The organism is Geomicrobium sp. JCM 19038, assembly GCF_000698125.1.
Classification (GTDB): Bacteria; Bacillota; Bacilli; order Bacillales; family Marinococcaceae; genus Geomicrobium_A.
Genome location: NZ_BAXA01000007.1, coordinates 63,939 through 89,139, shown reverse-complemented (window position 1 = coordinate 89,139; position 25,201 = coordinate 63,939). Strand labels below are relative to the sequence as shown.

Genomic DNA, 25,201 nt, shown 5'->3' with positions numbered 1-25,201 from the left:
AACACTCTACTATGTTAAAGTATGACTTTCATTATACAGAATTAGATTTAATTTTCAATCATTTATTCGGACAACTTTTAGTCTGCCAATTGCACGTTCCAAAGAATCGGTCCACTTAACATCTCGTACCCTTCTACACGGTCATTTGTCGCATCAATAGTGCTGTAATGACCGACGTTCATTACCGGCATATCCTCATACATGAATTGTTGAAGCTCAGCCAAAGTCTCAAGCGCCTCTTCTTGACTCTCGGCTTGATCAATTTGATTGAAGTACATGTCATAATTCTCATGATCCGTCCAACCTGGCCAATCACTATTAAAGAACGGATATTGGTGCGGAACGGCATAAATAAATGAAGCCGTTACAAAAATATCAAACTCACTCGGGTCTTCTCTTAGACTAAGTAACGTTGCCCAGTCTACGACATTTAATGTGGCATTCAGCCAAGTTCTTGCAGTTGCTGATGTACGACGACCGACACACTGTAATGATGGTCGTAGTCTCTTGTTGTTAGAATAACAATCTCTTCACCGTTATAGCCTGCTTCGTCTAACAATTCTAGTGCGCGATCAGGATCATACTCATTAAAATGCTCTTCTCCTGCTCGCGTATGCCAATCCGCTTGATCAGGAATCATAAGTGCTGGTTCCATACTATAAAACTCTTCATAATTAAAGGCAGCTTTCATCACCGGTTCTTTATCGATTGCCATATTAAACGCTTGTCTAGCTTTTGTATCTGAGAAAATGCCCTCTTTCTTATTAAACACGAGAAATTCCATGCCACTCGGCATCGTATGAACAATAAGCGAATCGTCATTTTCAAGCATTTCGTACGTGTCATACGGAACATAACTGATTAAATCGTACTCGCCCGTTTGAAGTCCGGCGACTTTCGTTTGTGAGTCAGGAACAAAATGGAAGAAAATCTCGTCTATATAGGCATTTTTCTGCCCAGCCATACCATCTGCTTCGTCTTCAACACCTGTATACTCCTCAAAACGAACGAGTTGTACATGTTGGTCTTGATGCCAGACTTCGAATTGATAAGGCCCGTCCCTACATACTCTGTAATCCCTGTAATCGGAGCGTTACTCGCAATTTTTTCAGGCATAATCCCCGCTAATTGACTAATATCTGCGATTAAATGGAGTGCAGAGTTGTTACGCTCTTCCAAATGCAATTCCACCGTATAAGGATCAACGACTTCATACGCTGATTCTGGTAACACGTTTGCAACTTCGTGCCAACGCTCCATCGAAGCCACCACATCTTCTGCTTGCATTTCCCCACCATCGTGGAATAGAACGCCTTCTCGTAAGTTGAATGTAATCGTTTTGCCATCTTCACTTACATCGTAGCTTTCCGCTAACATCGGGACAACTTCATAATTGCTGTTTAACGTCACAAGTGATTCATACATCGGTCGAACTAAATCACGCGTTGCACCAGCCGTCGTAAAGTGAGGATCAAGCACTTCCGGCTGTGTCCCGTATCCATAATTAAACGTTCCGCCGACAACTTCTTCTGCTCCTTCAGCAGAACTTGCATCTTCACTTTCTGTTTCGTTCGAACAACTTGCTAACACCATTGGTACTGACATAAGAGCGAATGACCATACCCACTTAGACTTTAACAAAACCCCTTACCTCCCTGATTTATATAATGAACGCCTAAAACTTCTCTTAATTATTTAGACAACTTCTGTCATATTCCTTTATGTTATGATCATGAAAATAAGGATGAAGGACTTTATTTTCTAAATAAAGTCTTTCTAAAAAAGTAAGCTACTTCAAAGCTTGTCGTCTTCGAAGTAGCTTATAAACCATCATTAATCAATGAAAAGGTGAGCCATTACTCATCAAGCTGAACATTCCAAAGGATTGGGCCCATAAGTTGATCGTAATCTATGACGTGAGTTTTCACACCATCGATCGTATCGTAATGCCCGACATTGACAACAGGAACGTCTTCATAGAACAACTCTTGTAACTGCTCTGTAATTGCAAGGGCTTCATCTTGGTCATTCGCTTGATCGATCTGATCAAAGTACTCCTCGTAACCCGGGTTGTCCGTCCAGCCTGGCCAGCTCGAGTTCAAAAACGGATATTGATGAGGAACTGCATAGATAAACAATGACGTTACGAAAATCTCATACTGAGACGGGTCTTCTCTTAAACTGAGTAACGTCGCCCAGTCGACAACATTCAACGTTGCATTCAAGCCCATCTCTTGCAATTGCTGATGCGTTACGACCGACACATTATAGTGATGATCGTAGTCTCTTGAAGTCAGAATGCGAATCTCTTCACCGTCGTATCCTGCCTCCTCTAGCATTGAAAGGGCAAGGTCTGGATCATTAATTTCAAAATTCTCTTCGCCTGCTCGAGTATGCCAATCCGCTTGATCTTCAATCATCAATGCAGGCTCCATACTGTAAAAATCCTCATGGTTAAACGCCGCTTGCATAATCGGTTCTTTGTTCAAAGCTACGTTGATTGCTTGACGTGCAAGTGGATCTGAGAATAAGCCTTCTTTCTTGTTAAATACGAGAACTTCCATCCCACTTGGCATCGTACGTAAATCTACCGAATCATCATTTTCAAACATATCATAGTTGTCATATGGCAATCCATTAATTAAGTCATACTCCCCAGTTTGTAAGCCCGCAACCCTCGTTTGTGAGTCCGGTACGAATTGGAAGTAAATCTCATCTAAGTACGCGTGTTTTGCGCCACCCATACCATCCGTTTCTTCGTCTACACCGGTGTACTCTTCAAAGCGGGTAAGGTGAACATGTTGATCTTGATTCCAATTAGTGAATTCATAAGGTCCTGTACCTACATACTCCGTAACCCCCGTTGCAGGAGCATCTACAGCGATCTCTTCTGGCATTACCGCTGCCATTTGGCTAATATCGGCTAGCAAATGAAGCGCCGTATTGTTCGGCTCATCTAAATGTAACAGAACGATATACGGGTCCATCGCTTCATAACTTGCATCGGGTAAAACATTTGCGATCTCTTGCCAACGTTCCATCGAAGCAACCACATCATCTGCAGTTAACTCTTCACCGTTATGAAACAAGACACCCTCTCGAAGAGAAAACGTGATTGTTTTACCGTCTTCACTCACTTCATAACTTTCTGCCAACATTGGAATGACTTCATAATTACTATTTAACGTAACCAATGATTCATAGATTGGTCGCACTAAATCTCTCGTTGCAGAAGCCGTCGTAAAATGAGGATCAAGAACTTCCGGCTGTGTACTATAACCAAAATTCAACGTCCCGCCACCACTTCCATTTGCACCTTCCACCGCACTCGATTCTTCCGTATTTGAATCTCCACACCCAGCTAATAATAATGAAAACGCGATTGCTCCAACTGTCATTTTGGTTTTACGTACACTCATTTATGATCCTCCTAACCTTTTGTTTTAATTTTCTTTTTGGATGTTCCAGAGCACAAATCCTTCAAGATAATCAAGCCCTTCAACATCGGTAGAATAACTAAGAAAACGTGTATAGTCACCAACTTTGTAAACAGGTACCTCTTCCCAATACCACGCCAACAAATCATCATACGCATCGATACCATCTTCTACGGAAGCGGCATTGCGAAGTTCAAATAGCTCATCTGGAAGGGTTGTCCATCCAGGATAATTTGGATCAAAATAATAATTGGACGACGGTTCTGGTACTGAGACATTCCCCATCACATAAATATCATACGCTGATTCATCTTGGTTCACTTCCAGTAACGTTGGCCAATCGTACACTTCAAGCTCAACGTTCATTCCTAGTTGTTGCATTTGTTCTTGTAATACGACTGCACCATTGTATTGATCTTCATAGTCTCTCGTCGTAATAATCGTAATCGGTTCACCGGCATAATCAATTGCATCTAAATAACCTTCCATCACACTCGGATCTTGTTGTTCATACACGTCAAGTCCTTCATCGCTATCCCAATTGTTCAATTGGTGATACATCATAATGTTGTGATTTAAATCATAGAAATTATCGTTTGAGTACGCCCCTGTCAAAATGGCTTCATTGTTCATCGATTTTACGAGAGATTGCCTCGCTTCTTGATCAACAAAAAATCCTTCTCGTTTGTTGAAGTGAACATTTAAAAACCCACCAGGATAGTACAAGTTTTCAAGATTTGGATCTGCATCCATTTGTTCAGCACTATCAAATGGAACAGAGTGTGCAATATCGTATTGGCCCGTCTGAACCCCAGAAATTCTCGTTGTTGGATCTAATACAAATTCAAAGTATATATCGTCTACGTTTGAAGACTTCTCACCTGCTAACCCGTCGGTAGGAACGTCACTACTAACATAATCTTCATATTTACTTAGATGAATGTGTTGATCCGTTACCCATTCTTCAAATTGATAAGGCCCAGTGCCTATGTAGTCATTAACCCCTTGTTCATTCGCTTCTTCAACGATTTCCTTTGGCATAATTCCTGGAAAACCAGTACTCGTAAATGCCATCAATGGCAACGCCGTTGCCAACGGTTGTTGCAAATGAAGGGTTACTTCATAGTCACCATCAATTTCCACGTGAGCATCTTCATGAAATTGATTACGACTCCCTGCAGCGCCGAGCCATTTGTTCATTGATGCCTCTACGTCTTCTGCTGTCATCGGTTTTCCATTATGAAAGACAACATCTTCACGTAAAACAAACTGAATCTCTGTACCATCCTCACTTTGTTCAAAAGATTCTGCCAACATTGGTTTTACGTTGTATTCGGAATCGATCGTCACAAGTGGTTCCATTACATGACGCATAACATCAGACACCGCAATCGCTAATTGTTCATGGGGATCCAATATTGGAGGTTGAGCAGAGTAAGCGACACGAAGTTCAGTTCTTTCTCCAGTATCTGTTCCCTGAGCTGTCGGTTCTTCACTTGAATCACATGCTGTCAATACCAACGCACTAAGTACCGTTCCTACAATCAACTTCTTGTATGTTCTCATCAAGTTATCCTCCCTTAAAAACTATCGCTCTATAATATTTACAAAATTCGGAATAACATTCACGGCTTTTGTCAGGTCTTCTAGCACGTTATTTTAATAATTAAGCCTATAGACCTGTATGATCTATAGGCTTATTCATTATTTTAAATAGTGTTCTGCAAGACTTACAAAAAGCGTTCCAATGTTGCCAAGCGCTCGTTCATCAAAGTTAAAGCGTGGATGGTGATGAGGATATTGTGTATCTGGGTCATCCGTCATCGCACCAACATGAATAAACGTTCCCGGAACACTTTCTAAATAATAGGCAAAGTCTTCTGCTCCCATCATCGGTGGTCGTTCAATGACCGCTGACTCGCCTACTATGTCTTTCATGACTTCTTTTACGATTGCTGTTTCTTTCTCATGATTCACAACGGTCGGATACCCTTTCGTATAGGTGAGTGAACAAGTAACATCGCCCGTAAGTTCTATCCCCGACACGATCCGCTCAATATCTCGTTCAATTTGAGTTCTCGTCTCTTTATTAAAGGTCCGTACTGTTCCTGCAACACTCGCAGTATCAGGAATAACATTGAATGCATTCCCAGATTGGAACTTACATACGGAAACAACGGCTTGATCAATTGGATCAACCCGGCGAGAAACGATTCGTTGTAAATCATTGACGAGTGATGTTCCTGCAGTAATTGGATCAATTGTCGTATGTGGTTTCGCCCCGTGACCACCTTTGCCTTGAATCTCTACTGAAAATGCATCCGCCGCAGCCATGATTGCACCACTACGTACGTTGTACAGTCCAAGCTCTAGATCTGAAGACACGTGTGCACCGAAAATAACATCGACCCCATCAAGACATCCATCTTCAACCATTGCAATCGCGCCACCCGGCGTCAACTCTTCTGCATGTTGAAAAATAAAGACGACCTTTCCAGTTAATTCTTCTTTCATTTCTGTCAATAAATGTGCGACACCTAATAACGCAGCTGCATGGCCATCGTGACCACACGCATGCATCACTCCTGGATTTTCTGAAGCATAGTCTACGTTGTTCTCCTCTTGAATTGGCAACGCATCAAAGTCTGCCCGAAATGCAACTGTCGGTCCTTCCCCAGCACAATGAAGGGTTGCAACGATGCCACGCCCCCTACTTGTTCACGTACGTCCAATCCTAATTCTTTCAAAAGAGCTGCAATGTATTTTGGTGTTTCTACCTCTTGAAATGAAAGCTCTGGATAGCGGTGAAAGTGTCGTCTCCACTCTACCATTTGTGTGAAAATTGCCTCATTTGTTAATGGATATGTAAGTGCCATCCCATTCCCCTCCTTATTACTCGTAATATAAAGCGCTCACGTTTACTATATCTCATCTTACACAATCTTTTCACTACTTTGTTAATTTTTCTCGCAAAACTATTGAATTTTCTATCAATTAAGGTACACTAATCGTTAATACTTAGAACAATTGTTCTGCAAATACACCTTTGGGGGGAATAGATGTGAAGAAATGGATGCCTTTAAGCCTCATTTCTGCAGGACTTTTAGTTGCCTGTAATAATGATAATAGTAGCGATGTAACAGAAAGTACGGATGCATCATCAACAAATAATGCCATCGCAGAGGAATTACGAGTGGGCTATCCTGCTCAACCAGAATCACTCGATCCATACATCACAACAGCCGTTGCAACTCGTGACATTACACGCCATTTTTATGAAGCGCTTGTCACAATTAATGACGACTTTGAAGTTGTACCTATGTTAGCAGAGTCAATTGAAGAAAGTGACGACGGTAAGACGATTACGTTTCACTTGCGGCAAGGTGTGCTTTTTCATAACGGTAAGGAAATGATTGCTGAAGATGTAGTAGCCTCTATGGAACGTTGGAAAGAGACGACAACACAAGGTCGTTCTAATTTAGAACATTCAACGTTTGTTGAAGTTGATGATTATACCGTTGAACTTCAACTGGATGAATCGTCTTCCATAATTCTCCACGTGTTAGCAGAAGTCGTTCAGATTGCAGCAATCATGCCAAAAGAAATCGTGGATGAGGCCGATGGTACAGGCGTTAATGAGTATGTTGGAACTGGACCATTCGAATTCGTTGATTGGCAAACAGACCAGCACATTCATATGCAGCGGTTTGAAGATTACGTGCCATCTGAAGAGGAAGCAAGCGGACTCTCTGGACATAAAGAAGCTTTAATTGAGAACTTATACTTTGAATTTGTCACCGACTCATCGACACGCATCGCTGGCTTGCAAACTGGCGAATACGACGTCATCATTACAGTTCCCCTCGATAACGCTGATCAACTTGAAGCACAGCCAGACGTTGAACTCGTTACAGCTTTAGGTTCTTTACAAACAGGGATTTTCAATGAAGAGGAAGGTGTATTTACCGATCCTCTCATGAGACAAGCTGTAAATACCGCCATTGACAATCAAGCTATCATGCTTGGCGCTTACGTATCGGAAGAATTCTTTACATTAGACGCAGGTATCATGTTCGAAGATCAAGTTGATTGGCATTCACAAGCTGGTGAAGAACACTACTTCCAAAACGACCCAGATCGCGCGCTGGAGATGCTAGATGAAGCGGGTTATGACGGTGAAGAAGTTGTTATTCTAGTTGCAAGAGATTATGATTCCCTTTACAACACGGCGGTCGTTTTACATCAGCAACTTGAAGAGCTTGGAATGAATGCAGTCTTAGAAGTAACCGATTGGCCGACGTATCTAGAACTCTCTGAGGACCCTAGTAACTTTGATATTGCCATTACAAGTTTCTCAACAAGACTCATTCCACATCAATACCCGACGCTCAGTAAACGCGCAGCCTACGTCGGTTGGACAAAGAGTGAAGAGTTAGATCGACTCCTTGATGAAATTAAAGAGCAACCTACACAAGAAGAAGCATTTGAAGTCTTCGAAGAATTACAAGTTCAATTCTATGAAGACATGCCCATGTTAAACATCGGTAAATCATCCGGCTTAACAGGTGTTCGTAGCAATGTCCAAAACTACGAAGACTTGATCGGCCCGATTCTTTGGAATACGACGATTGAGGATTAAAAACATAGCAAGCTCCCAATCCGTGGATTGGGAGCTTTTTTTCAAGAGCGAGGATTCTTTCTAAGAAGCGAGCTTGGACGTGTACTTCAAAAAAAAGTTATCGTAACGATTTATGTGGGGATTTCACTCTAGAATTGAAGGTGAATTGCTGGAATTCCAATAGAAAAGCTTGTTTGTGGGGTTTTCGCTCCAAAGTTGAAGCCATCTTTTCAAAATGTCCACATATTACTGATTGTTTGCTTAAACGAACTCCAGATCAGGCTTAGTGAACAGAGCACGAGAAACCGGCTGTTTTTTCACTTATTCTGCTAACATAGCTGGCTATATGTGAGCAGCGCATGCTCATCAAAAAACCTCCCAATCATCGATTGAGAGGTTTTTTCTAATGATTACTCAGTTGCAGAAACGGCATCAACAAGACCGCTACCGTATTGGTTTGAGTCACCAAGATCTGTGGCTGTATCATTAAGGTGATTACGCACTTGCTGTGGTGACCACGAAGGGTTTTGTTCAAGTACAAGCGCTGCAACTCCAGCTACGTGAGGTGCTGCCATCGATGTACCATCAAGACTACGGTAGCCTCCACCAGGATACGTACTTTCTACCCCTACTCCTGGAGCTACAATATCTAAACCTGCTCCATATTGAGAAAAGCTAGCACGCGTGTCGTTTTGAGTCGTTGCACCTACTGCCATCGCATTATCATAGGCTGCAGGATAACCAATAGAAGAGGCGCCTGAATTTCCAGATGCTGCTACAACAAGCACACCACGATCGGTCGCTTCATCAACTGCTTGTTCAAGAGTTGGACTTGGTAATGGACTACCCAAACTCATATTTGCAACATCCATTCCATTTTCACCTGCCCATTCAAGCCCTTCAGCAATTGAACTAATATTCCCTGAGCCATCAGAACCTAACACTTTAACCGCATATAGATCAACGTCAGGCGATACACCAAGAACCCCTAGATCATTATCAAGTGCTGCAATCGTACCCGCTACATGTGTACCGTGTCCATTTCCATCATCAATTCCTGGTTCACCAGGAACGAAACTTTCACCACCTTGAATGTTTAAATCCTCATGTGTAGAGATTCCAGTATCCAAGATTGCGACACTCACACCGCCACCTGTCACACCACTCGCATTAGCTGCCGGTGCATTAACACGATCAATTCCCCAAGGAATCGTTTGCGAGATCGTCACTTCAATATCTTCTTCAATATACGCAATCGCGTCATTCTCTTTCAATTCAGTTACGTCTTCTTTATCAAGCTCTGCTGATAATACCGGAATGTGTTCAAATTCATGCAACACGTCAATATCGATGTCTTCTCCTGATGATGTTGCAACAAGTTGGTCTTCGGACACTTCGTGTTCATCTACGAATTCTGTGGCCAAAGTGATGTCATCAAACCCAATTAAGTACTGCGCTTTCTCATCCTCTGCGGCGTTAACCACTGATACACTTACACCGAATGCGGTCGCAAAAACTGCTGTAGTAGATAGCATTTTCCAAGGCTTCTTCATAGAATCTCACTCCTCTTATTGGATTAGTACCCTCACGAAAAGAATAGCACATTTTTTGAATTGTTAAAATATAATAAATAGACTGACCCATTGATCTATCAACGGATCTAGCATTTCTAATTCCTTCCGACTAGATTTTCTCAGGACTAATCACTTACATTTCAACTGGTATAAATATGGAAATACGAGCGCCTAACCCTTGATATATAAACCATTGAAATGTTTTCCTAAGATAACGAGACTTTCTGCTTGGTAGTCTTTTTTCTTAAAAGCAAAACCATTCGTAATACCTAGCCGTTTTTTTAGGTTTTTTCTCTTTAACAGCGCCATGTGAACGGTTTAGCGACAAAAATTTCGTCTACTAACCTTGGATCAGAGTACTTATAGAACCCCAAATGAAAGACGCCCCCCTGTTTCTACTGACAGAGGGGCGGCCTATGAATTCTTTAATCCAAATAGATGTCTACACCTGGACCGATCGGCAAGCCGAGTAATGTCCAAATGACGAATAGAACGATCCAAACAGCAAGTACGAAGAGTGCGTATGGAATCATTAATGAAATAATACTTCCTAAACCTAGTCTGCTATCGTATCGCTTCATAAAACCGAGAACCATAATTAAGTAGGGATTCAACGGCGTTAGTACGGAAGACGCTGAATCACCGATTCGATAGGCGAGTTGCGCATATGCTGGATCATATCCGAGAAGCATGAGCATCGGAACAAAAACAGGAGCCATTAATGCCCATTGCGCAGAACCACTCGTAATGACCTGATTTAGTAAGGTTGCAAGAATGATAAATGCGACCATTAATCCTAAGCCTGTAAATCCGATTCCTTCTAAGAACTCGGACGTGTTAACAGCTAAGATAGTACTCAAATTCGTCCAGTTGAAGTAAGCAATAAATTGCGAGATTGCAAACACGAGAACGATGTATGGCACCATACTTTTCATCGCTTCTGTCATGTGCATTGGAACATCACCTGGTCTCTTAACCGAACCAACTGTGACACCATATGCAACAGAAACAACGATAAACCATATCAAAATAAACGGAACGATATTCGATAAGAATGGTGACGGAATAAATGAGCCGCCTTCACCGCGGAATACAGACCCCTCTGGTAGAATCAATGCGAGTACGATCCCAACATATACAATTGTACCGATCCCAGCATAAAGCAAACCTAACATTTCTTTTCGCTTTGGTTTTTCTGCAGATTCGTTTAATACCGCAGGCTCTGCATAACTTTCATCGAACTTCCCGAGTCTTGGCTCAATAATTCTCGTAGTAACCAAACCTACAACAAGTACGACCATGAATGTTGATACGCTCATAAAGAACCAGTTATCAACAGGTGTAACGAGAATATCGGGATCAAGAGAGCGAGCTGCTTCCGTTGTAATCCCTGCCAAAAGTGCATCTGTACCTGCAATTAAGATGTTCGCTGTAAACCCTGCTGTTACCCCGGCAAACCCGGCACACATTCCTGCAATCGGATTTCGCCCTAAGGAATAGAAAACCATCGCTGCAAGCGGAGGTATAATAATCATCGCTGCATCGGAAGCGATGTTACCGAGAACAGCAGCAAAAATAATTGCGTACGTAACAAGTGCAGTTGGTGCACGCATAATCGTCGCTTTCATTAGCGTATCAAAAAGACCGACTTGTTGCGCAAGCCCGATTCCGAGCATCATCGTTAAAATTAATCCTAATGGAGCAAAGCCGGTGAAGTTCGTGATCATCGATTCAATCATAAACAATACACCTTCACCAGAGAACAAACTCTTCGCTTCAATGGTTTCCCCGCTCATCGGATGCTCAACAGAGACACTAAAAAGACTAACAATCCATGAAATGATAATAATTGCGACTGCTAGATAAACGAATAAGATAAATGGGTGGGGTAACTTATTCCCAAGCCATTCAACTCGGTTAAGAATTCGATTCATCACCGAAGAAGAATTTGGTTGCATAGCAATTCACCTCGATGATTTTAGTGTGAAATTTTCGTTGGTGTAATCCCTTCTGGGATTGGACATTCATACGGCTTTCCGCCTAAATGTTCGTTTAACTCTTCTTTTGCCGTTGCAATCTTCTCTGGGTAGTGAAGCAATTGAGCCGCTGTTCCTGACATTAACTTCGCCGCATAAAGCATACCCGTCATTGCATACGATGTCTTCCCTTGTGCGACCATTTGCCACGTGTGCATTGGTGTTCCAAAGGCGTAACAAGTTGTATAGCACTGTACCGTTGGGGCAATCGCACTCACATCGCCAACATCCGTAGAACCTGCTAGACGCTTCTCCCCAGGAGTTGATGGAATCGCTAGTTCTGGTAGATCTGTTGGTAGTGACTCTGAAGATACTTTACGTACTTCTTCAACGGCGCTTTGTTGCTCACTCTCACTCAACGTGTCGTAGAATTTCTTCGCAAGCGCTTTTTCTTCATCTGTAAATTCCGGTTCATCGAACGCTGCCATTTCGTTGTTCATCACTTCTTCGAGCGTATGATTACGAACATAGTTCGTACAAGCTTTGTCGAAACGAACATCCAATTCCGTTTCAGTCATAAGTGCCGCACCTTCTGCAATCTTTTGAACACGCTCGAATACATTCTTGGCCTTTTGAACCGTTGTTCCACGCATTAAGTAAAGAACTTCCGCCTCCGGCTGCACAACATTTGGTGAAATACCACCTGTGTTTGTAATGGCATAGTGCAGTCGTGACGTTTCTTCAATATGTTCACGTAAATAATTAGAGCCAATATTCATTAATTCAACGGCATCTAAAGCACTTCTACCGAGGTGTGGGCTAGCTGCTGCATGCGAAGCTTTGCCTTTGAACTTAAACGACACTTGATAATTTGCCAAAGTCTCAAACGCCCAGACTGTATTGAATGTTCCTGGGTGCCAAGTTATTGCAGTGTCAATGTTATCGAAAACACCTTCACGTGCCATAAAGGTCTTACCTGAACCACCTTCTTCTCCTGGGCAACCGTAGAACTCAATCGTGCCTGGCAAGTTGTTTTCAACCATATAATCTCGTGCAGCAATGGCTGCCGCTAATGCAGCCGTCCCTAGCATATGGTGACCACAGCCGTGTCCATTGCCACCTTGAATCTTCGGAGAATAACTTGTCTCATTCTCGACTTGACTTAGATCTGAAAGCGCATCGAATTCACCGAGAAACGCAATAACCGGTGCACCACTTCCATAGCTCGCACGAAACGCTGTATCGATGTTTGCGATGCCGCATTCAACATCGAACCCTTGTGACTCAATATAATCCGCTAATGTTTTCGAAGATTGTTCTTCTTCAAACCGAAGTTCTGGTGTATCCCAAATTTGTTTTGCGATTCTTTCATATTCAGATCGATTGTCGTCCATATGTTTCGTTATGAATTGCTGTACTGACATACACAAAACTCCCTTATTATTAACAGAAAATTGCTGTTGTTATTTTATTTGTGAATAGTAAGCGTTAAATTAGAATTATCCTATCACAAAGATTTATTTAGTGAAACAAATCAGGTGAATTAGTAATATTATGAACTATCTATTAACTATTTGAATATAGCATCATTACGCTCTAACTAAGGAAAACAAGGGAAATGAATTGTAGCTTTTCTTACACGCTTTTTTAACTTTACTACATCTTTTCAAAGCAATTAAATAACGAACGCACAAAAACAAACACACCATAAACACTTCGGTGTGTTTATTAAATTTAAACACCTAAGATTTGTGCATTTTGTAAATAATGACTCGCTTTTTTTGCAGTGCTTTTTAGTTCAACTTTAATCTCTTCCATATTCTTTAGAATGGTATTGCTATCACCAACGACACTCAAACACACATCTGTCTCTTGTTGACTATGAAAAAAAGGAATTGAAATTGCTGAAATTCCTGTTTCCATTTCTTCTAAACAATAAGCAATTTGTTCTTTTCTTACCTTTTGTAATTCATCACTCAATGCGCTTGCATCACGAATTGTATGACTTGTGAATACATCATAAGGCTCCCCACCTGCCATCTTTATAAATTCTGATTCTGATTTATAGGCAAGAATTGCCTTAGCAGATGATGAACAATGAGCGGGCATTTGTTGACCGACTCGTACAAAATAGTTGTTTCGAATGTTTGAAGGTTGATATGAATAAATGCAATACACTTGGTTCGCTTGGTATTTACTTAAATAGGTGTATAGCCCAGTAACTTTTGCAACATCTTTGCAATAAGTTCTTAACCGTTCACTAGGGTCTTGACTTTGAATAAAACGACTCCCCCACTGCATTGCTCGAGGTCCTAAATAATAATTTTTAGTAACCTCGTTTTGTGCGACAAGTTCCTTTTCAATCATGCTTTTAAGCATGCGATGCAATGTACTCTTACTAATCTCACTATCTCGTGACAATTGACTAATTCCAATTCCATCCACTGTCGCTTCGCTCACAGAATCCATTACAATCGTAAAACGATCTAACCACTCCACAATTTCACCTCCACACAAATTTAAGACCACCGTTCTACTTACAGGAACACTCTACAATTAACCTACACTATAAATTAATCATATAGAAAAATCTACCTCTGGAAATTATCGTTAACTGCCTCGTTTTATACGTAATAAAATCTAAGTTGATATAAATTCTTACAATCATCTAGACATTTTCAGAAATTTAAGTTAAGTTAAATTCACATTAAGGGAATGTCGTTCCTTTGAACGGAACGATGAGAAGGAGGTACCAAATGACTGACTCTGAAATTTTTGTATCAACGACTTTTTCTGTCGCTGCTCGCTGTGACAAAACCAATGCATTCGGAGCCATTGTTACAACGAGTAGCCCTGCTGTTGGAGCAAGAGTCATACAATGTCAAAGTGATACAGGAATTGTTCTCTCACAGAACATGACAGACCCAAGGCTTGCACGAATTGGAATGACTATTTTACAAGATCGGTTTGACGCTTCATCAGCTCTTCGAGCTATGAAAGCAGCAACCCCATACCCAGAATACAGGCAGTTAGCGGTGGTCGACAAAGATGGTCATTCTGATGCATTTACCGGAGAAAATGCTTTTGGCCCTCACGCTGGTCACTATTGTGAAAAAAATGTTGCAACCGTTGGCAATTACCTTAGCAACCCTGAAATACCTAAATCAATGGCAGAACAATATCTAACAAACCATCACTTATCTTTCCCAGATCGTCTACTAGACGCAATAGAGGTTGGTTTTAATCTAGGTGGAGAAGTGAAAGATGAGAAATCAATCGCTCTTGTCATATACACCGATACCACATTCCCATATATTGATTTACGTGTCGATTGGAGTGACGATCCTCTCAATTCTATGAAAAAGCTATGGGAAGTATGGCGAAACCACGCAGATACCTATCGTCAAAAGGCTTTGAATCCAAATTTATAGTTTGTTGTCTACATAAACCACAAAAAACGTTTAGTAATTTGACTTTAAAAATACCGTTCTATCGATCACGTAAAGTATAGAAGGGATGATCGTGAGATGACTAAGATTGACATGTTAATTACTCATGCAGACTTGTTTACGATGGCGGGTGAAGGTGTTGGATTTGTTGATGACGGAGCAATCGCAATTGCCAATGGAAAGATTGTTGAAGTTGGTGTTACGAAAGACTTAATTCAACAGTATTCACCTTCTGAAACGATCAATGCCTCAGGAAAAATGGTCTTGCCAGGTTTTATTGATGGTCACATGCATTCCTATTGGGGAACGCTTCGCGGGGTTGGACAAGACACAAAAAATTGGATGCACAAAGGGGTTGGCCCTTTCAGAAAGTACCTTGACGATCAGGCGAAATTGGCAGGAAGTAAGATGAATTTGCTTGAGGGTCTAGCGGCTGGTACAACAACTTTTGCTGATTACTCAACTCCGATTCATGAGATTGCCCAATTTTTTAGCCAATTGGGGGCTCGAGCTAGACTTACAAGTCATATTCGAGAGGTACCAGATGATGTTCAACACTTGCTTAAAGATGGCGATTTGTATCCTTTTGACGAACAAAAAGGACGAGAATCGTTAGAAGAAAATATTCGTCTTATTGAAGAGTGGCATGGGTATGACGATAACAGAATTACAGCATTGCTCGGTCCGCAAGGTCCAGACTTCCTCAGTGAACGATTACTTGAAACGGTACGTCAGCTTTCCGTTGATAAAAACATCGGTATCCATATGCACGTAGCACAGAGTACGCGTGAGACTGAACAAATAATGAATCGCTATGGTCAAGGGTCAATTGATTTTCTAGAAGAGCGAGGTTTTCTGAATGAGCGACTCATTGCTGCTCACCTTACAGAAGCCAATGATGAAGAAATTGACCGTCTCGCCAAAGCAAAAGTCTCCATGATTTTATGTTCCGGTTCCATTGGAGTCATCGCTGGTCGAGTCCCTCCCGCAGCACAATTTAAAAAAGCTGGTGGATATGTAGGACTTGGGAGTGACCAATGTTCAGGAAACAATTGCAATCAAATAATTAATGAAATGAAATTAACTGCTCTCTTTAATAAAATCATTCACCAAGACCCTGAAGTGTTTCCCGCCTATCAAGTATTACGAATGGCAACAATTGAAGGTGCACACGCCCTTGGGATTGGTCAAGACGTGGGGTCACTTGAACCTGGAAAAAAAGCCGACTTGCAGTTCATTGATTTGAGTCATAAAACGATGCAACCCATTATTAAAGAACCAATGCGTAACCATATCCCAAACCTAATTTACTCTGCGCGAGGAAATGAAATTGAACGGGTGATGGTGAGTGGTAAAACACTTTATTACAAAGGAAGTTATACAACCGTTGATGAGGAAAAAATAATGTATGAGTGTCAGCAGGAAGCCAATCGCATTACGAGCAAAATCAGCCCTGAAGATTTTGCTATTTCAAAAAACGCATCTTATATGAGCCTATGCCAACTATAATTAACTTGGGGGTAAAACGATGATTAAGATGAGAAAAACGACGATGGCCTTGTGGTTAAGTGCGTTAGCATTAACGACCGCTTGTGATAACAGTGAGAGTGAATCGGCAAATACAGAAAGCGAGTCTGCAAATGACCAAGAAGCGACAGCTGACGACGTGGATTCAGGAGGAACATTGAACTTAGGCTATGGAACAAACCCAGCTACGCTTGATCCTCATATTACACCACATACAGCTACACGAGATGTGAGTCGCCATGTATTTGAACAATTACTTGCCATTGACGAAGACTATGAAGTCCAACCGTCATTAGCGGAGCGTTTTGAGGTTAGCGATGATGGACTCGTGTATACATTTATTCTTCGTGATAATGTTACTTTCCATAATGGAGAACCGATGCTTGCTGAAGATGTTGTCGCTTCAATGGAGCGTTGGTTAACCCAATCTAGCCAAGGCTCGCAAACTTTCCAGATGCAACAATGGTAGAGGTGGATGAGAACACTGTTGAGTTACATCTACAAGAGGCAACTCTTATTGGACCAAACATTCTTGCTGATGTTGCACCATTACCTGCAATTATGCCAAAAGAGATTGCTGAAGAAGCAGGAACAGCAAGCATTAGCGAGTATATCGGTACGGGTCCCTTCCAGTTAGAAGAGTGGTCAATAGATCAACATGTTCATTTAACAAGATTTGAAGACTACCAATCACCTGAGGGAGAAGCTAGTGGTCTAGCTGGAGAAAAAGAGGCGCTTGTCGACGAAGTGTTTTTTAACTTTATTACCGATGCCTCTACGAGGGTCAATGGAATAACAACTGGCGAGTATGATATTGCATTTAACCTTCCGTTAGATAGCTCTGACCAAATTGATGCGTCTGACGGTGTTGAACAGTTTTTAAGTGATGGGGGCATTATGGCTTACGTGTTCAACAACGATCAAGGACCACTGAGCGATCCCACACTTCGCCATGCAGTCAATACTGCGGTTAATATGAACGATGCACTCATGTCCGCATATAGTGATGATCGTTTTTATAGTCTTGACCCCGCACTTGCAAACCCTAATCAATCACACTGGTATAGTGAGGCTGGCTCAGAAAACTACAATCAAAATGACATTGAAGCCGCGAAGACACTCGTGGAACAATCTGAGTATGCGGGAGAAGAGGTTGTTATTTTAGCAACAAGTGAAGTGGATAACTTATACAATATTGCCATCTATACACAACAAGCGCTAGAAGAAATTGGGCTTAATGCATCACTTAGCGTCTATGACTGGGCTTCCTTTGAAGAAGCACGTGATAACCCAGAAAACTTTGACCTGTTCGTTGTTGACTTTGCTGTTCGCCCAACCCTCCATCAATACCCTTTCTTAAGTTCTGAGTCGAGTTATCCTGGTTGGACAGAAAGCGATGAGATTGATGAGGCGCTAAAGAACATTACACAAGCAAGTACAATTGAAGATGCACAACCGTATGTCGACGATTTACAACTGGCGGTATGGGACTACTTACCAATCAGTAAAATCGGTAACAAACAAAACTTCGTCGCACATCGTGAATCTATTGAAAACTATCGTGATTTAATTGGACCGATATTATGGAACGTTACAAAAGATGAATAGGAAGAACCCCGTAGGGGGTTTTTTCTATTCATCCGATAGAAGAAATTTAGAATTGAGGTGACTGTAATGCAAGCATCAACGTCACGCATTGAATCGTATTTTTGCAAGTTAAATGGAACTCCAATCTCAACAAATCAGAGCATGAACCGTCTCGCCTATACCGAAGATGAGCGCAGGGCTCATCACACCTTTTCTGAATTAGCCGTTTCTTTAGGGATGACTGTTCGAACAGATGCTGTTGGCAATACGATCGCTCGATTAAAAGGAAGTGATGATACTCAACCTGTCGTTGCCATCGGTTCGCATCTCGATACTGTAAGAAATGGCGGGCAATTTGACGGAACCGCAGGAATCGTCGCGGGCTTGGAAGTCGTAGCCCTCTTCAATGAACATCGTATCCAACCTCACCATCCTATTGAACTGATTGCTTTTGCAAGCGAGGAATCTTCACGTTTTGGCGTCGCTACGCTCGGTAGCAAAGCGATGATCGGGGAATTCCCAATTGATAAGATGTCTACACTAACTGACCAAGATGGCGTCAGCCTAGCAGAAGCACTACGCCAATGTAAGTTAAATCCTGAAGTTGTTGAAAAAGCCTGCCGTTCAAAGACAGACATTAAATCGTTTTTTGAATTACATATTGAACAAGGCCCTGAGCTCGAAAGCTTAGACGTTCCAGTTGGGATCGTAAACGGGATTGCTGCACCAACACGATTAAAACTGACGTTTCAAGGTCAGGCAAACCATACCGGTACAACTTCGATGATGCGAAGAAAAGACGCACTCGTCGCCGCTTCTGAAATGATTTTATTCGTAGAAGACGCTGCCAAGCTTGAGGCCATAAATAAAACGGTAGCCACCGTTGGGATTTGCGAAGTAACTCCTGCCTCTATGAATGTAATTCCTGGTGAAGTCACGCTTTACGTTGATATTCGAAGTACAAGTATGGTTTCCAAACAACGAGTACACCAACAAATCCGCAAAAAAGCTTATGTGATTGAGCAGTACCGAGGTGTGACCTGTGAAATTGCCGTTCTAAGTAAAGAAATTCCAATTGTCATTGAACGTCATATCCAAGAACGATTACAGAGTGCTTGTGAAGAAATCGATATTCATTATGAGAACATGCCAAGTGGTGCTGGTCATGATGCGATGAACATGGCTAAACTCTGGCCTACTGGAATGATTTTCGTTCCATGTAAAAATGGTGTCAGTCATGACCCAACCGAATACTCAACGGTTGAACAAATTGCAGCAGGCACAAACGTCTTAATTACTGCCATTAGGCGAGAAGCATCACGCTAACATAATCATCTAACCATTCAGGAGGCGTTCACCATGACAACATGGGATATGAAAATAGAAAATGGTACGATTGTGACAGATACTGAACAATTCAAAGCAAACATCTACATTCGTGAAGGAAAAATTAGCGCAGTGACTCATGAACAACTTACAGGGGATAGTCTCGAAACGATTGACGCTACTGGTCATTATGTTTTTCCAGGTTTTATTGACACCCATATCCATTCAAGGGATCCAGGACCAACGTATAAAGAGGATTTTATTCATAGCACTCGCGCTGCAGCAGCCGGGGGAATTACAACGGTATTTGAAATGCCGAACACTTCCCCACCTGTGAATCACGCTGAGAACTTTGATCGTCAAGTCGATAATTTAAGCAAAAAAGCATTTGTAGATTTCGCACTTTGGGGAATATGTGTTGGAGATTTAAACAATGAACACTTACCTTCACTTCAACAAAAAGGCGTTATTGGGTTCAAATTTTTTTGGGGATACGCAGTACACGCAAAAACATACCAGCTCATGTACAACTACAAACCTGGAATGGAAGACGTTATTCCTCCATTTCACGATGGTGACGTATATACGATGATGCAAGAAGTACAGAAGACGGGCGAAGTATTCGCAGTACATGCTGAGAATAATGATCTAATTCAAACATTAACCGAACAAGTAGAAGCTCGCGGAGGTAAAAGTTATGAAGACCTCATCGCAACACGACCAGCTCTTGCAGAAGTACTTACTGTTAAAACCGGCATTGAGCTCGCACGTGAAACCGGTGTGCGTTTCCATGTGTTACATATTAGTTCAGGTGATGCACTTGACCTCATTCGAGATGCCCAAGCGGAAGGGTTACCTATCACTGTAGAGACATGCCCACACTATTTGTTTTTGAGCAATGAAGACTTCGCTCGTGTTGGACCACATATGAAAGTATACCCACCCGTTAAATACAAAAGCGATCAAGAGCGCATTTGGCAAGGGATTACGGATGGAACGATTTCTCACGTTTGTTCAGATCACGCTCCTCATACCGAAGAAGAAAAAAATGGGGGACTTTGGTCAATTCCTGCTGGCATGTGCGGAGTCGAGACTCTAGTGCCCCTTATGTTACACGGGGTTACTGAAGGTAAACTCTCATTACAAGACGTTGCCCGTTTATTATCTGTTACACCTGCCAAACTTTTTGGTGTGCATCCTCAAAAAGGGTGCCTCACACCTGGAAGCGATGCGGACATTACAATTGTTGATATGAACAAAGAAAGAACGATCAACCGGGAACAACTGCACAGTAAAAGTAAAGTGACCGCGTATCATGGCAAAAAAATAAAAGGTTGGCCAGTTCAAACGATCGTTCGTGGTCAGATGGTTATGAATGATGGAATTCTCTTTGGAAAACCAGGTCAAGGCAAACTTATCACAAAAAAGAGAAAGCAATCGTTACCGTTTAACTAACAAAAACAGGGTCTAGTATTTATTGAACTAGACCCTGTTTTTATTGCAATTTTTATCTTTGCACGACATTGTTTAAACCTTCACTTCCTCACCGACTCGATACTGTTCTACACCTTCCACGTAGGTTGCGATTACTTGGATGTCTTTAAGTTGCTCTTCTTGGACAACAAACGGGTCATGCGAGACGACCATAAAGTCGGCTTTCTTTCCTACGGTTAATGTACCACGCTTGTGTTCATCGAAATTGCCGTATGCAGCATCAATCATGTAAGCACATAATGCGTCATATACAGATAAGCTTTCGCTACGATCGGTTTTCGTTCCGCTACTCGTCGTGCGCGTAACGGCTGTGTAGACACCAAGAAAAGGGTTCCCTTCCGTTACTGGCAAATCGGAATTTCCAGGAGCTACAATCCCGTATGCTTTGAACTTCTGGTGTGGAAACGCGCGCTTTACGCGTTCGTGTCCTAAATTGTTCACGTAGCCATCACCAATACTATAGAGGAAACCAATGGAAGAACCCGCAATAATGCTAAGCTTTTGCATTCGCTTTAGGTGATCTTCTGTTGGTAAGATCGCGTGTTCAATACGGTGCCTCTCTATATGTGGATACTTCTGTATCTCTGCATATTCGAACGCTTGAAGCGCCATTTCAAGTGCACGCTCACCGATGGCATGAACAGAAATTCGCAAATTATTTTGAATTGCTTTTTTGAAGCGGTCATTTAATTCACTCTGTTTCAAGTAGACAATTCCGTAGTTATTAGCTGTTCCTTCAAAAGGTTCAGCTACCGCTGCCGTTTTGCCTCCAACACTTCCATCGATCATAAATTTAATGCCTTGAACGTTTAATTGCTCATTACCAAAGCCAGATTCAATGCCTAAGGTCGTGATTTCTTCTTGCAATCCTGTCCGGCTCATTTGCGTACGTCCCCATAACCACATGCCAACATTTAAGCGTAGTCGGTTTTCTTTTTGTAGTTGCTGGTACACTTTGAACTCTTCTTTGCCTGTTGCCATGTCATTGATCGTGGCAATGCCCCAACTTAGGAAAATCTCTTCGGCAATTTTCCAGGCCCGCTTCGTGTCTTCAATTGAATACGTCGGTGTCTTAAATACACTCATCGCGTCTTCCATCACATAACCTGTTAACGTTCCAGATTCATCGCGTTCAAACGAACCACCTTCAGGGTCATTCGCATCAAGTGCAATCTCACTCAATTCAAAGGCCTTCGTATTCACCATGGCGTTGTGTACACACGTCCGAAGTAAGAACACCGGATGTTCAGGCGCAATTTCATCAAGATCCGCCATCGTGACAAAACGCTTTCCTTCCATTAAATTCTCATCCCAACCTGCTCCAATGATCCACTCGCCCTTTTGCTTTTTGGCGACTTCTTGTTTTATCGCTTGAATAATAGCTTCACGATTCGGTGTCATTCTCGGTCTTAAATCCAACTCGAGTTGTTTTTTTGCAAAATCTAGAGGGTGTGCATGACTTTCGATGAATGCCGGTAATACAGCTTTTGAATCTGCATCATAAATCGCTGTATCTGGTCCCTTCAATTCATCAATCTTTACATAGGCGCCAATGGCAAGAATACGTCCGTCCTTTATCGCAAAACTCTCAGTGTGTTCCCCTTCAACTTCCATTGAATAGACTCTAGCATTAGTAACAATTAAATCTGCATATAACATCATAGCGCTTCGCTCCTATTCGCATCTCGATTTCGGTTAGTCGTGACAAACGTGACTGTAAACAACACAATAATGGACAATGGCAACCCGACAAAAACAGGGTGTAAACCAAATGGATGATCAAGCAATTGCCAAACAATTGAGGTCACTAATCCACTCCACATGGAGGCGAGACCCGCGATCTTTGTTACGCCACCCCAGACGAGACCGACCATAATCGGAGCTAACATTCCTGATACGAGCATCGCAGTTCCTGTTATCCAAAGACTGACCAATTGCGGAATATACAACGCTAATAAGAGTGCAATCACCGAGACAATACCAACACTAACCCGACTGTAGAACAACATCTTTTGGTTGCTCGGGTTCTTCACTCTCGGACCAATAATGTCATTCACAATTGAGGAAGCACCTGAGATGAAGAAAGAATCTGCCGTTGATATAACCGTCGCTAATAACGCTAAAATCATAATTAAAACGAGCGAGAACGGGAATACTTCTCCAACGACTTCATAATAAACGAGCGTAGGATCAATCGTCATATTCAAGCCGTGTAAACTCATAATCCCAATTAAGACGACAACAACACCTGTTAATGCGGACAGAATAATGGAAATCCAATACCCGATATTCATCGTTTTCTCAGAACTTGCTGCCCAGAAACGTTGCCACAAGTCCTGGCGAACACATTGATACGCACCAATTGTTAAAAGAAAAACGAAGATCTCTTGCGTTGGCAAGCTAGATATCGACAACATCCAACCGTCTCCAGCTTCCCTTGCATTTTGTTCAACATTTTGCCAGCCACCTGAATAATACATCACAACAAAGAAAAGCAGGAAGATTCCGACGGTTTGAACGGTACCGTGAATCGCATCTTGCAAGACGACAGCTTTTAGACCGCCGAAATACGTTTTAATCGTAAGTAAAACCCAACCGATGATAATCCCGACAGTAAAGTTAACGTCCATCGTAAAACTTAGAATCGTAGCAATCGATACAAACTGCATCCCTGTAATGGAACAATACGCCATTAATACAGCAATGACGGTTGGAAGGCGTGCTTTTTCCCCGTAACGAAGCGCTGTAAAGTCACCGAGAGTGACCATGTTATGCTTCTCACCAAGCATGCGAATACGCTTTGCAAAGAATAACACGAGCACGACGGAGAAAATAAAGATCCCGATGTTCGCCCATTGTTGACCCATCCCGATTTCATATCCACTCGTCATATACCCGAGTAAAATCGAACCACCAATCGCGGTCGCAACAAACGTAAGAATAAGCGAAAACATTCGTACACCACGACCAGCAACATTATAGTCATCGTAGGTTTTGACACCTCGACTTACCCATATACTAAAGCCGAACAAAAAGAAAAAGTACACAATTACTGCAATCGTAATGATCATCATTTCTTGATCGTTAAACATGGAAGTCATCCTTTCATTCTTTGGAGCGTTTTGTTTTGATCATTCACTATTGCTATATTCCATGCAGAATGTGTAGATTCCTTCACTTTTTTGTCAAAATCACACTTTATTCTGTTAAATATCCTGACAAAACACATGGGATCATCGCTAATCCGTGACTAATGTCACCTCTTCTTCCATTCCTTGTAAAAGGTCATACGTATAAAGTGTAAACGCTGGCTTGTTTTGAAAACCACTTTGTTCACGTTTTGTATAATATAGCTGATCGTCTTGCACTTGAATGTTCCCGACCGCTGAACCGACGTTTAAGCGATCACCTTCATAAACGAGATCATAATCATAGTTTTCATTGCTATTCGGGTTCATAATTGTCTGGTAGAGCAGTGCATCGTCATAGATCACTGATTGGCTCACGTCGACTTCCGTATCTTCTTCTGACAATAATTCAACCTCTTCCGTGTTCGGATCATACAGATATGAACGTGAAATAGACTCGAAAATTGAATCTGCTGTTCGCTCATCCAGCTCGTAATCATCATACATCGTTACAACAAATTGTCCTTCGTCTAATACTTGATGAACCGTCATCGCTCGATCAAAAATTCGAGTCAATGAACCATCTTCTTCGACTTTAAAAAAGCCCTCATCTAAAGGTTCAAAGCCTTGTTCAGGTTTAACACCTTGTGAAATATGGATTCCACCCGCATACAGCTGATCATTTTTTTCATCGTAAACGAGTTGATTGAGTACTCCCCTTGCTTCGACAATAATGTCTCCAGCGCCATTAATAATTTCGCTCGTTCTCAGTTGATTTTCTCCTTCACCTGCTGGTTGAACATCATAGCCAGTTGTATGAATAAACAACACTTCGTCTCGTGCAAAAGCAAGATCAAAGATTTGATAGCCAGGATCAGCTTCATAGATTTTTTCCTCATCGACAAACACTGTTTCCTGCCCCTCATGCTCCAACGCATACAACAATTGATCGCCTTGAACGTCAAACTCCCCCGTAAACCGTGGACCATCGTCTTCGTTCGTTTGAATGTAACCAACGATCGCTAATGATAAGACAATACCAGTCATCACGCCGAGTAAAAGGAGTATATTGGTAAACTTCATAC

Annotated in this window: 15 protein-coding genes and 3 pseudogenes; 6 read left to right on the top strand and 12 right to left on the bottom strand. The window is 41.9% G+C overall.

The features are described 5' to 3' along the window. Nucleotides 1-77: 77 nt before the first annotated feature. The 5 genes and pseudogenes from JCM19038_RS20795 to JCM19038_RS10460 all read right to left on the bottom strand — a co-directional run bounded on the left by JCM19038_RS20795 (nucleotide 78) and on the right by JCM19038_RS10460 (nucleotide 6,313). Complete coding sequence (locus JCM19038_RS20795; protein ID WP_052361455.1) at nucleotides 78-278, bottom strand: hypothetical protein; 201 nt, start codon at nucleotides 276-278, stop codon at nucleotides 78-80. A gap of 164 nt (nucleotides 279-442) precedes the next feature. Beyond that, a pseudogene (locus JCM19038_RS23610) lies at nucleotides 443-1,377 on the bottom strand (ABC transporter substrate-binding protein). A 479-nt stretch (nucleotides 1,378-1,856) separates the two neighbouring features. Beyond that, on the bottom strand, nucleotides 1,857-3,419 hold the full coding sequence (locus JCM19038_RS10470; RefSeq protein WP_052361449.1) for an ABC transporter substrate-binding protein: 1,563 nt from the start codon (nucleotides 3,417-3,419) through the stop codon (nucleotides 1,857-1,859). Nucleotides 3,420-3,443: 24 nt separating this feature from the next. After that, nucleotides 3,444-5,003 carry an ABC transporter substrate-binding protein gene (locus JCM19038_RS10465; RefSeq protein WP_042417590.1) on the bottom strand — a complete coding sequence of 520 codons (1,560 nt, stop codon included), beginning with the start codon at nucleotides 5,001-5,003 and terminating at the stop codon, nucleotides 3,444-3,446. A 138-nt stretch (nucleotides 5,004-5,141) separates the two neighbouring features. Continuing rightward, a pseudogene (locus tag JCM19038_RS10460) lies at nucleotides 5,142-6,313 on the bottom strand (M20 family metallopeptidase). 185 nt (nucleotides 6,314-6,498) lie between these two features. Between JCM19038_RS10460 and JCM19038_RS10455 the strand changes: the two are divergent. Further along, nucleotides 6,499-8,076, top strand: a complete 1,578-nt coding sequence (locus tag JCM19038_RS10455) for an ABC transporter substrate-binding protein (protein ID WP_052361447.1) — start codon at nucleotides 6,499-6,501, stop codon at nucleotides 8,074-8,076. A 389-nt stretch (nucleotides 8,077-8,465) separates the two neighbouring features. On the opposite strand, the gene JCM19038_RS10450 is transcribed toward JCM19038_RS10455, so the two are convergent. The 4 genes from JCM19038_RS10450 to JCM19038_RS10435 all read right to left on the bottom strand — a co-directional run bounded on the left by JCM19038_RS10450 (nucleotide 8,466) and on the right by JCM19038_RS10435 (nucleotide 14,104). Beyond that, entirely contained in the window at nucleotides 8,466-9,608 is a 1,143-nt protein-coding gene (locus JCM19038_RS10450; RefSeq protein ID WP_042417589.1) for a S8 family peptidase, read from the bottom strand. A gap of 446 nt (nucleotides 9,609-10,054) precedes the next feature. After that, on the bottom strand, nucleotides 10,055-11,587 hold the full coding sequence (locus JCM19038_RS10445) for an AbgT family transporter (RefSeq protein ID WP_042417587.1): 1,533 nt from the start codon (nucleotides 11,585-11,587) through the stop codon (nucleotides 10,055-10,057). A gap of 20 nt (nucleotides 11,588-11,607) precedes the next feature. Beyond that, a complete protein-coding gene (locus tag JCM19038_RS10440) occupies nucleotides 11,608-13,029 on the bottom strand; it encodes an amidohydrolase (protein WP_042417584.1) in 1,422 nt (473 codons plus the stop codon). A gap of 310 nt (nucleotides 13,030-13,339) precedes the next feature. Beyond that, on the bottom strand, nucleotides 13,340-14,104 hold the full coding sequence (locus JCM19038_RS10435) for an IclR family transcriptional regulator (RefSeq protein WP_042417581.1): 765 nt from the start codon (nucleotides 14,102-14,104) through the stop codon (nucleotides 13,340-13,342). A 257-nt stretch (nucleotides 14,105-14,361) separates the two neighbouring features. On the opposite strand from JCM19038_RS10435, the gene JCM19038_RS10430 reads away from it, so the two are divergent. From JCM19038_RS10430 to allB, 5 genes and pseudogenes are all read left to right on the top strand, one after another. Then, complete coding sequence (locus tag JCM19038_RS10430; RefSeq protein WP_042417578.1) at nucleotides 14,362-15,036, top strand: DUF1028 domain-containing protein; 675 nt, start codon at nucleotides 14,362-14,364, stop codon at nucleotides 15,034-15,036. A 96-nt stretch (nucleotides 15,037-15,132) separates the two neighbouring features. Next, nucleotides 15,133-16,563 carry an amidohydrolase family protein gene (locus JCM19038_RS10425; RefSeq protein WP_042417575.1) on the top strand — a complete coding sequence of 477 codons (1,431 nt, stop codon included), beginning with the start codon at nucleotides 15,133-15,135 and terminating at the stop codon, nucleotides 16,561-16,563. Nucleotides 16,564-16,582: 19 nt separating this feature from the next. After that, nucleotides 16,583-18,189: pseudogene (locus JCM19038_RS10420) on the top strand (ABC transporter substrate-binding protein). A 66-nt stretch (nucleotides 18,190-18,255) separates the two neighbouring features. Next, on the top strand, nucleotides 18,256-19,494 hold the full coding sequence (locus JCM19038_RS10415; RefSeq protein ID WP_042417573.1) for a Zn-dependent hydrolase: 1,239 nt from the start codon (nucleotides 18,256-18,258) through the stop codon (nucleotides 19,492-19,494). Nucleotides 19,495-19,527: 33 nt separating this feature from the next. Continuing rightward, nucleotides 19,528-20,949: an allantoinase AllB gene (gene allB, locus JCM19038_RS10410; protein WP_042417572.1), complete on the top strand. Its 1,422-nt coding sequence runs from the start codon at nucleotides 19,528-19,530 to the stop codon at nucleotides 20,947-20,949. 72 nt (nucleotides 20,950-21,021) lie between these two features. On the opposite strand, the gene JCM19038_RS10405 is transcribed toward allB, so the two are convergent. The 3 genes from JCM19038_RS10405 to JCM19038_RS10395 all read right to left on the bottom strand — a co-directional run bounded on the left by JCM19038_RS10405 (nucleotide 21,022) and on the right by JCM19038_RS10395 (nucleotide 25,199). Further along, the gene (locus JCM19038_RS10405; protein ID WP_042417570.1) at nucleotides 21,022-22,650 is read right to left on the bottom strand and encodes an amidohydrolase; all 1,629 of its coding nucleotides are present in this window, start codon (nucleotides 22,648-22,650) and stop codon (nucleotides 21,022-21,024) included. Continuing rightward, nucleotides 22,647-24,080 carry a sodium:solute symporter gene (locus JCM19038_RS10400; RefSeq protein WP_042417567.1) on the bottom strand — a complete coding sequence of 478 codons (1,434 nt, stop codon included), beginning with the start codon at nucleotides 24,078-24,080 and terminating at the stop codon, nucleotides 22,647-22,649. The genes JCM19038_RS10405 and JCM19038_RS10400 overlap by 4 nt, the downstream gene beginning before the upstream one ends. A gap of 147 nt (nucleotides 24,081-24,227) precedes the next feature. Further along, nucleotides 24,228-25,199 carry a hypothetical protein gene (locus tag JCM19038_RS10395; protein WP_042417565.1) on the bottom strand — a complete coding sequence of 324 codons (972 nt, stop codon included), beginning with the start codon at nucleotides 25,197-25,199 and terminating at the stop codon, nucleotides 24,228-24,230. Between the last annotated feature and the right edge of the window lie 2 nt (nucleotides 25,200-25,201).